13 protein-coding genes are annotated in these 14,324 nt (G+C 36.8%); 10 read left to right on the forward strand and 3 right to left on the reverse strand.

The window, feature by feature from the left end:
- The first annotated feature begins 31 nt into the window (after positions 1-31).
- From ACH784_RS08500 to ACH784_RS08525, 6 genes are read left to right on the forward strand one after another with little or no spacing between them, the layout of a single operon-like run.
- On the forward strand, positions 32-2,170 hold the full coding sequence (locus tag ACH784_RS08500) for a CHASE2 domain-containing protein (RefSeq protein WP_404395020.1): 2,139 nt from the start codon (positions 32-34) through the stop codon (positions 2,168-2,170).
- Positions 2,171-2,179: 9 nt separating this feature from the next.
- A complete protein-coding gene (locus ACH784_RS08505; protein WP_404395023.1) occupies positions 2,180-3,817 on the forward strand; it encodes an HD domain-containing phosphohydrolase in 1,638 nt (545 codons plus the stop codon).
- 28 nt (positions 3,818-3,845) lie between these two features.
- Positions 3,846-4,598 (forward strand): ABC transporter permease, encoded by a 753-nt coding sequence (locus ACH784_RS08510; protein ID WP_404395025.1) that lies wholly within the window; start codon positions 3,846-3,848, stop codon positions 4,596-4,598.
- Complete coding sequence (locus ACH784_RS08515; RefSeq protein ID WP_404395027.1) at positions 4,595-5,254, forward strand: ATP-binding cassette domain-containing protein; 660 nt, start codon at positions 4,595-4,597, stop codon at positions 5,252-5,254. Before ACH784_RS08510 ends, ACH784_RS08515 begins: the two co-directional genes overlap by 4 nt.
- Entirely contained in the window at positions 5,244-6,281 is a 1,038-nt protein-coding gene (locus ACH784_RS08520; protein WP_404395029.1) for an MlaD family protein, read from the forward strand. Before ACH784_RS08515 ends, ACH784_RS08520 begins: the two co-directional genes overlap by 11 nt.
- Positions 6,278-7,099, forward strand: a complete 822-nt coding sequence (locus tag ACH784_RS08525; protein WP_404395031.1) for a hypothetical protein — start codon at positions 6,278-6,280, stop codon at positions 7,097-7,099. The genes ACH784_RS08520 and ACH784_RS08525 overlap by 4 nt, the downstream gene beginning before the upstream one ends.
- A gap of 25 nt (positions 7,100-7,124) precedes the next feature.
- Here the strand turns inward: ACH784_RS08525 and ACH784_RS08530 are convergent, their stop codons facing one another.
- Entirely contained in the window at positions 7,125-8,138 is a 1,014-nt protein-coding gene (locus ACH784_RS08530; protein ID WP_404395033.1) for a glycosyltransferase family 4 protein, read from the reverse strand.
- A 24-nt stretch (positions 8,139-8,162) separates the two neighbouring features.
- On the opposite strand from ACH784_RS08530, the gene ACH784_RS08535 reads away from it, so the two are divergent.
- A complete protein-coding gene (locus ACH784_RS08535) occupies positions 8,163-8,489 on the forward strand; it encodes an Hpt domain-containing protein (protein ID WP_404395035.1) in 327 nt (108 codons plus the stop codon).
- Positions 8,490-8,514: 25 nt separating this feature from the next.
- On the opposite strand, the gene yvcK is transcribed toward ACH784_RS08535, so the two are convergent.
- Complete coding sequence (yvcK, locus tag ACH784_RS08540; protein WP_404395036.1) at positions 8,515-9,411, reverse strand: uridine diphosphate-N-acetylglucosamine-binding protein YvcK; 897 nt, start codon at positions 9,409-9,411, stop codon at positions 8,515-8,517.
- Positions 9,412-9,654: 243 nt separating this feature from the next.
- Here yvcK and ACH784_RS08545 point away from each other — a divergent pair, with 243 nt between their 5' ends.
- The 3 genes from ACH784_RS08545 to ACH784_RS08555 all read left to right on the forward strand — a co-directional run bounded on the left by ACH784_RS08545 (position 9,655) and on the right by ACH784_RS08555 (position 13,036).
- Entirely contained in the window at positions 9,655-11,682 is a 2,028-nt protein-coding gene (locus ACH784_RS08545) for an ATP-binding protein (protein WP_404395037.1), read from the forward strand.
- 59 nt (positions 11,683-11,741) lie between these two features.
- A complete protein-coding gene (locus ACH784_RS08550) occupies positions 11,742-12,422 on the forward strand; it encodes a DoxX family protein (RefSeq protein WP_404395038.1) in 681 nt (226 codons plus the stop codon).
- A gap of 65 nt (positions 12,423-12,487) precedes the next feature.
- A complete protein-coding gene (locus ACH784_RS08555) occupies positions 12,488-13,036 on the forward strand; it encodes an NAD(P)H nitroreductase (RefSeq protein ID WP_404395040.1) in 549 nt (182 codons plus the stop codon).
- 64 nt (positions 13,037-13,100) lie between these two features.
- On the opposite strand, the gene ACH784_RS08560 is transcribed toward ACH784_RS08555, so the two are convergent.
- On the reverse strand, positions 13,101-14,321 hold the full coding sequence (locus ACH784_RS08560) for an NRAMP family divalent metal transporter (RefSeq protein ID WP_404395042.1): 1,221 nt from the start codon (positions 14,319-14,321) through the stop codon (positions 13,101-13,103).
- Between the last annotated feature and the right edge of the window lie 3 nt (positions 14,322-14,324).

Genomic DNA, 14,324 nt, shown 5'->3' on the forward strand with positions numbered 1-14,324 from the left:
TCTTATAATAATCTTAAGCATCTTAATACATATGTCTTTTTTAGTTCCTGGCAGTAAGCAGGGCGATTTTTTTAAGCGCCTAGAAGGCTTAGCCTATGACTTAAGACTTCAGTCAACTTTAAAAATGCACCCCAAACGCGCTTTCTTACCAATCATTATTGTTGATATCGATGAAAAGAGTATTAAAAAGCTTGGCAGATTCCCATGGAGTCGCTCTGTCGTTGCGCAGTTACATAAAAAACTGGTAGATGCTGGTGTATCCGTCATTGCTTACGATGTTTTGTTTTCTGAGCCTGAAATAAACCCGATTGATAGGGTAATCAATAAAAGTAACAATGAGCTACTTAATAACACGCTTAGCGAGATTAGAGACAACTATGACGCAGATAAAACATTTTCTACTGCTTTATCTGAAAGTGACTCTGTAATAGGTTTATTGTTAGAGCATAATCAAACTTTACAAGTTGGCACGCTGCCAGAATCTGTTTTTCAAAGCGATGTTTCATTTGAAGCGTTACCAGCCCCAGAATTCTCAGGTTATGTAGCTGGTCTTGACCTTTTACAACAAAGTGCACTTGGAAATGGTTTTATCAATAGTGCGCCTGATGAAGATGGATTCGTCCGATACGCTATGTTATTGGCAAAGCACAATGGGCAGTTTTATCCTTCTTTATCACTCGAAGTCGCAAGACTTTACACCCTATCGGATTATATAAAAGTGGAGTCAACAGAGTTTGGCGATGACTATACGATAACTGGACTAAAACTTGGTATGGAAACAATTCCAACCGATGATTATGGTAGAGTGGCGATTCCATTTAGAGGTCCTGCATTTAGTTTTCCGTATGTTTCAGCAAGTGATGTACTAGATAGTAAATTGGATGCAACTTTATTTGATCAATCTATTGTATTTATTGGTACATCCGCAGTTGGTCATGCTGATTTAAGAACAACCCCTGTAGGAGTCCAATATCCAGGTGTTGAAGTCCATGCAAATTTATTAGAAGGATTAATTTTTCCAGAGTTGTTACCTAGTAGACCAGATTGGATAGACGGCGCTGTGGTTTTAGTGCTTCTCATTGTGGGGCTGGTAGGAGTTTTTGTTTTACCCACACTTGAACTGACAGGTATTGTTTTATACTCGTTTGTTTCTATCAGCTCGTTTTTATCATTAAGTATTTATGGTTGGAGTCAGCATTATTTAGATTTTCCTCAAGTCTCGATTTTAGCAATGTTGATCCTTCAAGTAGTCGTGCTAGGTAGTTTGAGTTTTCTAAACGAACATAAGCAAAAGATTCAAATCAAGAATATTTTTGATCAATATGTTCCACCTGCCCATATTCAATCGATGTTAGATAACCCCAAATCGCTGTCTATGTCTGGAGAAAAAAGATATATGACAGTTTTATTTGCAGATATTCGCAACTTTACTGCTATTTCAGAACAGTTAAACGCATCTGAGCTAAAAGCGTTACTGAATCTTTATTTTACACCCATAACGCAAATTATATTTGAGCATGAAGGCACGATTGATAAATATGTCGGTGATATGGTTATGGCTTTTTGGAATGCACCTCTAAAAGTGAATGAGCATGAACAACTCGCTGTGTTATGCGCAATTAAAATGCAGAGCAGAGTTCAAGCATTAGAAACAGAGCTTTTAAAACTGAGTATGCCAAAACTAGAAATTGGTATTGGTATAAATTCTGGAGATATGAATGTCGGGGATATGGGTTCAGTTTATCGTAGAGCCTACACTGTGATAGGCGATGCAGTGAATTTAGGATCAAGATTAGAGGGTATAACTAAATACTACGGCGCAAAAATACTTGTAAGTGAAATTACCTACTTAAACTGTAAAGACATCACTTTTAGGCCTATAGACCGAGTTAAAGTGAAAGGAAAAGAAACAGCTGTCTCTATCTATGAGCCAATGGGATTAACGCCGGACTTAGAATCTGAAAAAATTAATACTGTTAATTTACATAAAAAAGCATGGTCTTCATATTTAAATCAAAATTGGGATGAATCATTACTAGTATTTACTACACTTATGAATAATCACCCAGAAGAAAAACTGTATTCTATTTTTTGCGAGCGAATTGAAAATCTAAGAACGATTGAGCTGGGTGAAGATTGGGATGGTAGCTATAAACATGTTACTAAATAAGGTTTAAAAATGACCCAAGCGATTGCTGAAAATCCAAATACTATCGATGTAAATGACAGTCAACTTGCACTAGAGCATTTATTAAAGTTAGCAACTGATCTTGCTTCAGAACGTTGTACTGAGCGTTTACTTGAAAATATATTGTTAAGTGCCATGGCCTTGACAGAGTGTGATGGAGGGACCATATATTCAGTAATAGAGCATGAGTACTTAGGGTTTGCGACATTAATTAATAAACCGCTAAAGCTTCATTTAGGTGGCACTTCAGACAAAGACATTCCGTATGCACCTATCCCTATATTTATCAATAAAAAACCGAATGAAAAAGCACTTGTGGCAATATCGGCAGCGACTAGAAAGCCCATTTGTATTGAAGATGTTTATGCGTGTGCTGAATATGATTTAACGGCTGCTAGGCAAATGGATGAAAAAACGGGTTATCACACGCAATCCGTATTAACTATCCCACTTGAAAACCACGAAGATGAACTTAACGGGGTTTTACAGCTTATTAATCCTAGAGTAAATGGGCAAGTTGTGCCTTTTACAAAAACACAGGTAAATTTAATAAGTTCAATTGGTGCTTTGGCGGCTGTGGCGCTCACCAACAGGCAGCTTATTGATAATATGGAAGAGCTGTTTCAGTCTTTTACACGCTTAATTGCAAAAGCCATTGATGAAAAGTCTCCGTACACTGGTGGTCACTGTAGGAGGGTGCCTATATTGACCATGATGATTGCTGAAGCCGTTCATCAATATCAAACAGGCCCACTTAAAGACTTTACAATGAACGACGCTGATAAACATGAATTGTCAGTGGCTGGCTGGTTACATGATTGTGGCAAAATTGCTATCCCAGAGTCCGTAATGGACAAATCGACAAAGCTGGAGTGTATTTTCGATAGAATCGATCTGATAAAGAGTAAGATTGAGATAGCTAAAAGAGATGTAGAGATTACTTATTTGAAAAATAAGCTTGATGCAAAAGGCCCTGGTATCGAAAAGCTTGCACAGTTAGAAAATGATTATCAGCAAGAAATTGATTATCTAGAATCTGAGTTGTCATTTTTAAAGCAAATAAACTTAGGTGGTGAGTTTATGTCTGATGCTTTCAAACAACGTGTATTAGACCTTGCAGAGCGCTTTAAAATAACAATTGACGGCGAAGTCCAGCCAATCTTGTCAGACAATGAAGTCTACAATTTAAATATCACTAAAGGCACGTTAACCAACGAAGAAAGAGACATCATCAATAAGCACATGGATATTACCATATCGATGCTTGAAGCTCTGCCATTTCCTAAACATTTAAAACGTGTTCCAGAGTTTGCTGGTGGCCATCATGAAAAGATGGATGGAACCGGTTATCCAAAGGGGTTAACGAGAGAGCAAATGTCAGTACCAGCAAGAATGATGGCGATTGCTGATATCTTTGAGGCGTTAACCGCCGCTGACAGGCCTTATAAAGATGCAAAACCTCTCAGTGAGTGTTTAATGATTATGTCGAAAATGACGCAGCATAATCATTTAGATCCAGATTTATTTGAGATATTTTTAAAGTCTGGCGTTTATCTCAATTATGCGAAGCAGTTTTTAAAACCTGAACAAATCGACTATGTTGATTTAAGTAAATTCACAACAAACTAGTTCACTTAAGACATCAAGAGGAGGGGGAATGCTCAGATTAGGGTTTATTCCATTTTCCTATTATGTCATCGCTGATTGTTTTGATTTTCATAGTCATAAATCAATCAGCGCAGAAGTATTATTTAAACAGATCAGATTCACAGGCCTTGAAGCCTTATCTCTCATTTTTACAATCTCTTTTGTATTGAGCGTTTTAATCATAGCGCAGGGTTACCCAATCCTCACCTCTATAGGGCAACAAGCATTGATATACGACATACTGATAGTCAGTATTGTCCGTGATGGTGGACCATTTATTGTTTGCTTTATTGTTTTAGCGCGCTCAGGGACTGCTATCACCACAGAGCTTGGCAACATGGTTGTGGCAAAAGAAATGGATGCACTTAATGCAATGGGGATTTCTCTCATTTCATATCTTGTTGTCCCCAGAGTATTGGGCATGTTTTTTTCAGTTATTTTATTGATGAGCTATTTTGTGTTAGCTGGCACCATAAGTAGTTTCCTTACAGTGTCACTGTTCAATCATATGCATTTGGTACGTTTTATAAGTGAACTTTTAAACCAACTCACGCTTGTAGATTTGATCATAATGTTTGCTAAGGTTGTTTTATGTGGGTTGTTAGTTGCTCTCATTTCATGTTTTCACGGTTTAAAAGTTAATAAGGCAACGACAGAAGTACCGCAAAGAAATATAAAAGCAGTTGGTCAAAGTTTAACTATAATTTGTATAGTCCATTTAGTTTTGAGTTCGACCCTATTAATTGACTTAGGTGTGTTATGAACCTTTCATTACGAGAAATACATCATAAACTGCAAGGACGAGATGTTTTTAACGGCTTGAACTTAGAAGTTCAATCTGGTGAATGTTGTGTAATTAAAGGTGTATCGGGCTCTGGTAAGTCGCTTCTTTTTAGTATGCTCTGTGACATTGTCAGACCCCAAAATGGCTGTGTTGTATACAACAATGTGTGTTTACCTGATATGGATAAATCGCAATATTACAACTATAAAAAACAAACAGGCGCTATTTTTCAACTGCCAGCACTGATCTCTAATCTGACTTTAAAAGAGAATTTACTTTTACCACTTAATCAATTTTGCAACGATTTAAGTTATCAAGACAAACTTAAAATCATTGAATCTAAATGTGAAGAAATAGGGCTACACAATCAGTTAGAACTAAGAACCGATCATTTATCGATTGGTATGGCTTCACTAGTAGGTGTAATAAGGGCAACCATACTTCAACCTAAAGTTATTATTTGGGACTCACCAATCTGTGAAGTCGACAGTCATTGGGCGGACTATGAAATAAATTTGATTAAAAACTTAAAGAGTTCAGGAGTAACTCAGATCCTATTTTCTAATAGACGGGTTATTTCAACCCTGGCTGACTCAGTTTATCAGCTTAAATCGGGTTTATGTTATGCAGCATAACTTAGCGAAAGAGCATAAATCAGTGATTGTGTTTGTATCAATAGGTGTTTTGTTTCTAGCTATTACGGTTATTTCTGTATTGAGTTCAAATTATACTTTTGCAGATAAAAAACAATTTTATACTGAGCTTGATGATGCACTCGGTTTAAAATCTATGCCGCTAATTTATTTTAAGGGTATAGAAATAGGGCGGGTTGAATCATACGACTTTAACTTCGAAACAAAAAAAATCAGAGCTGAGTTTTGGATCTTATCAGAATACATTCCACTATTAACAAAGCATTCTATTTTAAAAAGCGAGCAGCACCCGATATTTGATGAGGTTTACTCGTTCACACTTTATACGCCTGAGTTCTCTTACAGTAAGGAAGATGTGCCAGAAATAAGAGAAGGGGCGCTAATACTTCATGAAAGCAGTGATGCCGCAAAAGCCCTTGAAGCTTCACATGGGGCTATATTACCCAAAGACGACCTTGATTCTATTCTTGAAAATATAAATTCCCTGCTTACCAATCTTCAAAAAGAAGATAACCCTAACGCAGGGTCTTTATTTAGAGCACTTGACCGAGTAGCAAAAATAAGTGAGCAGTTATTACGGATCACAGACTCAATAGAAAAAAGCGGCATAGTAACTAAAGCAGATCAAACCATTGAGCAAACAGAAATTTGGTTAAAAACACTTCCAATTATTGCTGAGAAATTAAATGAGTCTTTAATTAGAGTAGATAAATTATTGATCACCTCTGAGTCAGTTATTAGTAACTATAAGTCGCCAGATGAACTGGTCGGTAGAGTAACAAATAATCAACTGCCATTGGTTTTAGGTAACATTAATCAAAACTTAGACTTAGTAAAAGGAATGTTATCAGAGGTACATACAGAAAGAGCACAATTGATGATGACTATTTATCAAAGCCAACAAGTGCTGTCTGAGCTTGAAAAAACATTACAAGCATTAAATAATAATCCAATTTTAAAAGGTGGGATTAAAGAGGTAAATAATGCGCTTACGGTAGAAGTGCAATGAAACATTCAATAGTAATTACCATATTACTTATTTTTTTAGTTGCATGCTCTCATGTAACTAACGAAAAAAAAGTAAATAATGAAGTGAATAAACTAGCATTAACTTGGTATCAACTTGCAGAAAAAAACCGAGTTAATCATGAGTTTTCAAAAGCGTTAAAACACTATGAGTTGTCGTATGAATTTGCATTAAAAAGAAACAATCTAAGGTTGCAATTGTTTATTCTGGCAAGGCAGGCGTCAGTATTCAGTCAACTAGGTAAGAAAGCACAGTCTTTAGTCAAACTAAGTTCAGCAAAAGAGCTTCTAGCACACGAAATACCAGAGACCTCTGAAGAATTCAATATTTTGCAAATAACAGTTCTAAAACACCTTGGACAACATGAAGAAGCGCTAGAACTATTAAATTCAAATAAGACATTTTTTAAAACAGAAGAACAAAAGATATATGCAAATTGGTTGCAACAAGAACTTGAGACTGAGGCAGATAAGCAAAATTCAAATAGTGATTTATCAAGCAATTTAGATAACGAATTCAATTTTCTTTACACGCTTTACGAAGAGAATAAACTCGCAAATTTAGAAATATTAACTTACGTGGGCATACGATATCTGAAATTACTTTCTGATAATCAAAAACCAGAATTACAAACAGCGTTAAGGGATATGGTACGTTTCTTTTCTGAACAAGAAAATTGGGCTAAAACAGCACAGTGTTATAAGATTGCAGCGAATTATTACGGCTCAGTTGGTGCAAGCGATAAAGCCAATTACTTTTCAAAAAAAGCAAAAGAAATAGAAGCTTATCTAATAAACTAGGTTTTAAATCGAATAAGCAAATATATTAGCCAAAGTATGCGCGCGTTAATTGTTCAAACTGTTTTGACCCGCTGAAATTTTGCTGGATCGTTTGAAATGCATTTTGAGTTATTTGTTTCTTCTTGTCTTTGTCTGCATTAGACCAACTAACAAGGGTATCGCTTAATTCATCAATACAATTGTGAGTGCATATAAATCCATTGGTATTGTGAGAAATAACTTTGGCTACAGCGCCCACATCGAAACTAATCACACATTTAGATCTAGCCATCGCTTCTAATAGCACCATAGGTAACCCTTCTGCTCGGGAGCTGATAATAAGTACATCGATTTTCTCCCAAAAATCAGAGTTGGCTTGGTGGCCATGAAATTTAATATTGGTGGACTCAGATAATTGTAAATCAGCTGCCATAGGTCCATCACCAAACACATTAAAACTTATACTTGGATATTTATCTAACCTTCGAGCAAGCTCCACAAAATTGTCAGGTCCTTTTTCGTGAGACAGTCTGCCAACAAAACCGACTCTTAATTTTTCACTATGTTCGAAGGCCATAGAATTTGTTATATCAACAAAATTATCTAGCACTTCAGCATTGTGCACTTGTGACAATAATCTATCAGACACAACAAAGTTTTTTGACAAGAAACTGGTGAGTTTATCTATATAATTATAAAAATAGACTAAGCCTGTACCTGCTTCTCCTGCATGGTATGTTGAGATACAACGAGCACTTAATAACTTGCAGGTTAAACGCCCGATAATGCCTGCTTTATAACCATGGGTATGAAGATTGAAAGGCGCTTTTTGCTTTTTTAAAAACTTATATAGTGAGGCGACTTTACCGTCAAGAAATGTGTAAGTGCATTGGGCATCATCTAAATTACGATAGAGTTGTGTATTCCCATGATCTTGAAAAAACAAGACTTCAACATCAAGGTTGTGACTTCTTAATAGCCTTACTAATTGCACGATATGTGTTTCAATACCTCCATAAAGGCTTGAATCTAAGAAAAGAATGGTCTTTACTGATTTCATAGTCACCTCATTTGGAGCGTATATATGTTTAACCCAAATACCATACAACAATTAAAAGATGATGTAGGTGTCGACGTTTTAGCTCAGTTGATGCAAGTTTTTCTTACTGAAAGTACGAAGCTGGTAGAGCAACTTACTGCAAATTCAGTCCAACAAAACGAAATTGAGCGACTTGCACATAGTTTAAAGAGCTGTGCTCGCTCTTACGGTGCTGACCAATTAGCGGACATTGCTGCTGATATAGAGACTACAGCAAAAAGCAGTCCAGAATTAGCAAATCTAGAGTCTAAAATTTCACTACTCAGTGAAGTGCATAAAAAAACACTCACTTCGTTACCTAAACTGAATTAACTAAAAACACTCAGCTTAGCAATGGCTAATGTATTAGAGAGGGTAACTTCTCTTTTTTAGGATGCGCAATCATGCTCTCGATCACAAACTTAAGTTGTTGTTTGTTATGAGTACTTATTGATTTGTTGTTTAAATTATTAAAATCTACTCTGGTGTCCATCGCGCCGAGAGCATCAACACTCAAACATAAATCAAAAAACTTATAGCCAATTAAGTCAGCGAGCCAAGCGGCATGTTCGCACGGAGAAATACTCGACATTACACTGTTTTCTTTACAAACATTTTCGATAAAAACACGGCATGCAGAGGTGTTCAACAACGCGTTTTTAATATCATTGACCAGTAGAGGGGGGGTAACGCTTGTTAAGGCACTGCCGGGGCCAATTAAAATCATGTCAGCATTGTAGATATCACGGACAGCTTCGGGGACTGCAGAAATAGTTTTATCACTTAGGTATAGTGCTTGAGGTAAATCACTTAATGCATCAACTTCACATTCACCTTCGATGCGAGTGCCATTTTTTGCGGTTGCAATTAAATCGACTGGTGATTCACTCATTGGGTAAATAGCATGGTCTACGTTTAATAATCTAGCGTATTCTTGAATTGCTTTGCTTGGGCTCTGAGTAAGTTCACACAAGGCACTTAGTATGAGATTACCAACGCTATGTCCTTTTACATCATGTTCGAAGCCAAAACGGTGTTGTGATAACACAGACATGAGATGGTTCTTATTGGCAAGAGAGTCAATGCAACGCCTTATATCGCCCAGCGCAACCAGTCTTTTATCAGCTCTAAGCCGTCCTGTGCTGCCACCATTATCAGTGGTCGCAATGATTGCACTTAAATGATGATTTCCAGAATTCAAGGCTTCTAACACGGTTGATAAACCATGACCACCACCAATACACACGATTCTCATAACTGCCTCCTTCTAACACCAGTTATACCAATCAATAACTAGGCCAACATAATTGTGTGAATCAGGTTAAACTATAGTTTAATTTCTGTAACTTTCGCATTTTGCATTGCAAATAAGTTATTAATAATGAAGATTACTAATTTAGTGCTAGAAGCTATAGATATTATCAGGAACGAAAAAGCTGAGTTATTCTGGTAATTGGTCTAAATTAGAAGTATCAAGTTAAGGTATGAAGGAAAGTACATGGAGAGTGTCTTATCGTCAAAAGCACTTGAGTTTATTGATAGCATTAACAACTCTAAAAACCATCATGAAGCTTTGTTAAGACTAAAAATTGGTTTGAGCGATTATCTTAATGTTTACCATATTGCTGCATTTATAAATGAAGCTAAGGGGTTTTATGAGTTAGCCTCAACTAGTGATTTAAGAGCAGATCTTTTCAATGATCTTGATGAGTTATGGCATGATTTACAGACTCAGTATCTTATTGATAAAAAAGTTGATGCGCTTCCTGTTTCACTGTCGAATGTCACTTTCTCAAAACCTAATCAACTAGATTTAAAGGCCTTTCTGGTATACACAAAAGTTAATGACACAAATGGGTTTATAATTTGTTATTACAAAAATAGGGCGTTATTAACACCTAAAGAATTAACGCTTGTCCATTCGCTTTTACCCATATTCCGCCATACATTTTTAAAGCTTGAATACATAGCGCACACATCTAGGCTTCTCAATGAAAAAACCGCTGCTTTAACTGTCAGTCAGGCACGATTCCAAGCATTCGCAGAGCTCGCATCAGATTGGTTTTGGGAAACAGATAACCAACTTAGGTACGAATATATATCGAGTGCTGAAGATGAGTTTCAAGCTCATACATATCAACACTTTATTGGAAAAACCCCCATTGAAATTCGCTCATACGATGAGCAACAGCAGCAAAAGAAATGGGGCATGTTTCTTAATTTCGTCAATAACCACCAAGAAATACACAACTTTGAATATGAAGCAAAAGCGCCCGACGGCAAAACTTTTTGGATAAGTATTAGTGGTAAAGCACAATTTGATGAAGAAGGTAAGTATATTGGGTATATGGGCATAGGTAGAGACATCAGTTATGCCAAACAGCGGGAAATAGACTTACAAAAAGAAAAAGAGCGGGCAGAAAAAGCCAATGCCGCAAAGTCAGATTTTTTGGCTGTTATGTCTCATGAAATTAGGACACCTATGAATGCCATTTTAGGCATGCTTGAGCTTCTTGAAGACACAAACCCGAGTTCAAAACAACATGAGTTGATTGATTACATGCGCAGTAGTACACGGTTATTGCAAGGTGTGATCTCAGATACGTTAGATTTTGCCAAAATAGAATCAGGTACCCTAAAACTTGAGCTAGCAGATACTAATCTGATTAACTTAACCAAGAATTTGGTTAAGCAATTTGAAACTCAGGCTATCAAACATGGTATCGAGTTTGAGTGCACAATCGATCAGAGTGTACCTGAGAGAATAAAATGCGATGGTGTCAGGTTGTCGCAAATACTGCTTAACCTCTTGAGTAATGCATTTAAGTTTACTCATGAAGGCAGCGTTAAACTCTATCTTAACAAAAGTGACAATCAAATAATCTTCCGAGTTATTGATACAGGTATAGGGATAAGCGAAGAAGATATCTCGAAACTGTTCGAGCCGTTTACGCAATTTCACTCTAGACAAAAAGGCCGGCAGCAGGGCGTCGGATTGGGGTTAAGTATAACGCGCAGGTTATTGAACCTAATGGGTGGAAGTATAACTTGTTATTCAACGGTGGGAGAAGGTACAGAGTTTATTATCAGAGTGCCATACACCTCAATTGAGTTACCGGATGAAAATAATGAATATGCTGAGTTATCAAACTTGCCTAAAACGTCACTAAAAGTACTGGTTGCGGAAGATAACATTGCAAACCAATTTGTGATCAAAGCGATTCTTGAAAAGAGGGACTACCAAGTCACAATAGTCAACGACGGAAAAGAAGCCCTTACTGTACTTACAAATGATAAATTTGATTTAGTCTTGATGGATATGATGATGCCAGTGATGGATGGTGTTACAGCTGCAAAGGCAATCAGACAAGAGTTGTATTTAAATGAACTTCCTATTATTGCCTTGACCGCCAATGCTGGATTAGAAGATAAAGAAAAATGTTTAGAAGCGGGTATGAATGATGTACTAACCAAACCTCTAGACAGTAAATTACTTGACGACAAAATTAAGCAGTTTTTATTTTAAGAACGAGAAATTAAATGTTGGTTACTTAGGTCTTATAGAAAAAAGCAGAGAGAACTCATATGCAATTTAAAGATCCTAATTATGTAAAAACCATCAAGTCAAAGCTTGTGTCAGTTGACTTCATATCACCCTTACTGTTTAGGCTGATCCTTGCGCCCACAATGATTATTGCGGGCTTCAATAAATTAAATCTGGGTAATTTAGATGTATCTTTGTTTTCTCGGTTGCTTGCTGATGAAAATGTAGTGTCTTGGTTTGGTAATACAGAGTGGGGCTTAGGATTACCTTTTCCTGATTTACTTGCTTTTTTAGCTGGGTGGACCGAGTTTTTAGGTGGCTGGCTATTATTGCTTGGTTTATTCACGCGTTTAGTTTCAATACCATTGATTTTCACTATGCTGGTTGCCATAACCAGTGTTCATTGGCATAACGGTTGGTTTGCAATTGCCCCAAGTTCTGGTGACTCTAGTCCAGCAAAAGTGCTTAGCTGGTTCAATATTGAAGCTGCACAGCAAAGTCTAGAAAATTCTAGTGAAGTATCGCAAAGGCTTTCAAAAATAAATGAAATAATTGAGACCCACGGCTTTCCGAGTTACCTGCTAGAAAAAGGCTCTGTTGCAATATTGAATAACGGTATTGAATTCGCAGCCATATATTTAGCTATGTTATTAAGCCTGTTATTCACAGGTGCGGGTAGGTTTGTAAGTTTAGATTATTGGATATTTAAACGATTTCATTAATCTGGGGATGCGAATAAGTCTGATTTCTTGTTATTCTAGTAGTATGTTTACTAAAGAGAATTATCATGGATGCATTAGAGCTTCTTACAACAAGACAATCAGACAGTAATTTGTCTTTTCCTGGTCCAAATTTAGAGCAACTTGAAGTAATTAAAAAAGCAGCATTGAAGGTACCAGACCATGGCGGTTTAGCGCCATGGAAATTTATTGTTGTCGAAGAAGATGGACGCGATAAATTGGGTGAAATTTATTATCAAGCAGCTGTTGCTGAACAACAAGACGAAAGAACAATAAGTAGGGCAAAAGAACTGCCGCAAAGAGCTCCGATGCTTATTATTGCTGTTAGCCCTTACATGGAGCACCCTAAAGTGCCAAGAATAGAGCAAATTGAAAGTGCTGCTTGTAGTGTATTTGCAATGCAACAAGCCGCTTTTGCACAAGGTCTTTCAGGGGTTTGGAGAACTGGTTATTTTGCTCAAAGTAAAAAGGTAAAAGAGTTATTAGGGCTAGATAGCAAAGATGAAATAGTCGGTTATTTATATTTAGGCACGCCCACTGTGATGTGTACAAAACCAGTTCGTCATAAACCAGAAAATTTCTTTTCAACCTTATAGATGTTGATTTCTTAACGGCTATTTTTTTCTTGAATAATTGTGAGGGTATTTAACCCTCACATATTTAAAACACTTTCCAAAACACAAATAATACAGAAATACCAACTAAAAACATAAAACCTAAGCCAGTCAGAATTTTTATAAACGTGGACTCAGACTGGAATACTTCGCCCTTTATCAATTGATAATTTAACCATGCAAAAAAAGGTGTAGTTAAAAAAGACAGAGTCATCGCAAGCATCAGCATATCTTTGATATTCGCTTTGAAAAATAAAATAACAATGAGACCTAAAACAGATTGCATAATCAAAATCACCCACATAAGACTCTTAGGTGACTTGTTTACAAGGGTGTAGGATTCATTCAATGTTCGACTATACCCATCTAAAACAGTAATGGTGGTGCCAAACATACACAAGAATGCCACTGTTGCAATTAACCAACGCGACCATTCACCAATCGTAAGCGCATACATATCAATAAGTTGCTTAGAAAATGCAACGCCAGCAAGTTCAATTGGTTTATCCTGACCATATTGAAGTAATACTCCAAGCGAGAAAAACAGCAGGGCGAGTAGCAATGTAAGCCCGTAACCTAATTTGAAATCAAAAAGTGTTTGTTTAATATCTATGCGCTTATGGCGGTGTTTCGCTTTTATCCATAGAGAATTTATCGCAGAAATTTCAATTGGTGCAGGCATCCAACCCATTAATGCCACCATAAAACCAAGCATTGCCATTGAAAAAGGAGAAATCTGAGTAGCTGGTTCAGGATGTACTTGGCCATTTGATAAAGCAACAATAAAGGCGACAAGTGTCGATAAGGTCAGAAATCCCATAATGACCTTACTTGCTTTATCAAGTGCCTTGTAGTGCCCAAGTAGTAAAATCAATAAGCACGAAAATAAAATACCTATGGATAAAGTTGTCAAACTGACTTGGAATGGTATGACGTATTGCAACAGAAGTGCTGTAAGCAATAGAACCCCAGCAGTGTTAACGACTGCCGAGATGATATTAAGCAAAGTGAACAAGTAAAATAATGTTGTGTTATGTTCTTTATAGCCTTCAACTAAGCTTTTATTTGTTCTGGCCGTATATGCAACTGCAAACTTGAAAAATGGATATTTCAATAAGTTCACAATGATAATGAACGCGAAAAGCTGCCAGCCAAATAATGCTCCTGCTTGGGTCGAAGCAACTAAGTGCGAACCACCAACGGCAGCCGTTGCCATTAAAATGCCAGGGCCTAAATTCTGGATTGTGTTTTTTAAATCTGATTTCATTTT

Source organism: Pseudoalteromonas phenolica, from assembly GCF_044788725.1.
In the GTDB taxonomy this organism is placed as follows: Bacteria; Pseudomonadota; Gammaproteobacteria; order Enterobacterales; family Alteromonadaceae; genus Pseudoalteromonas; species Pseudoalteromonas phenolica_C.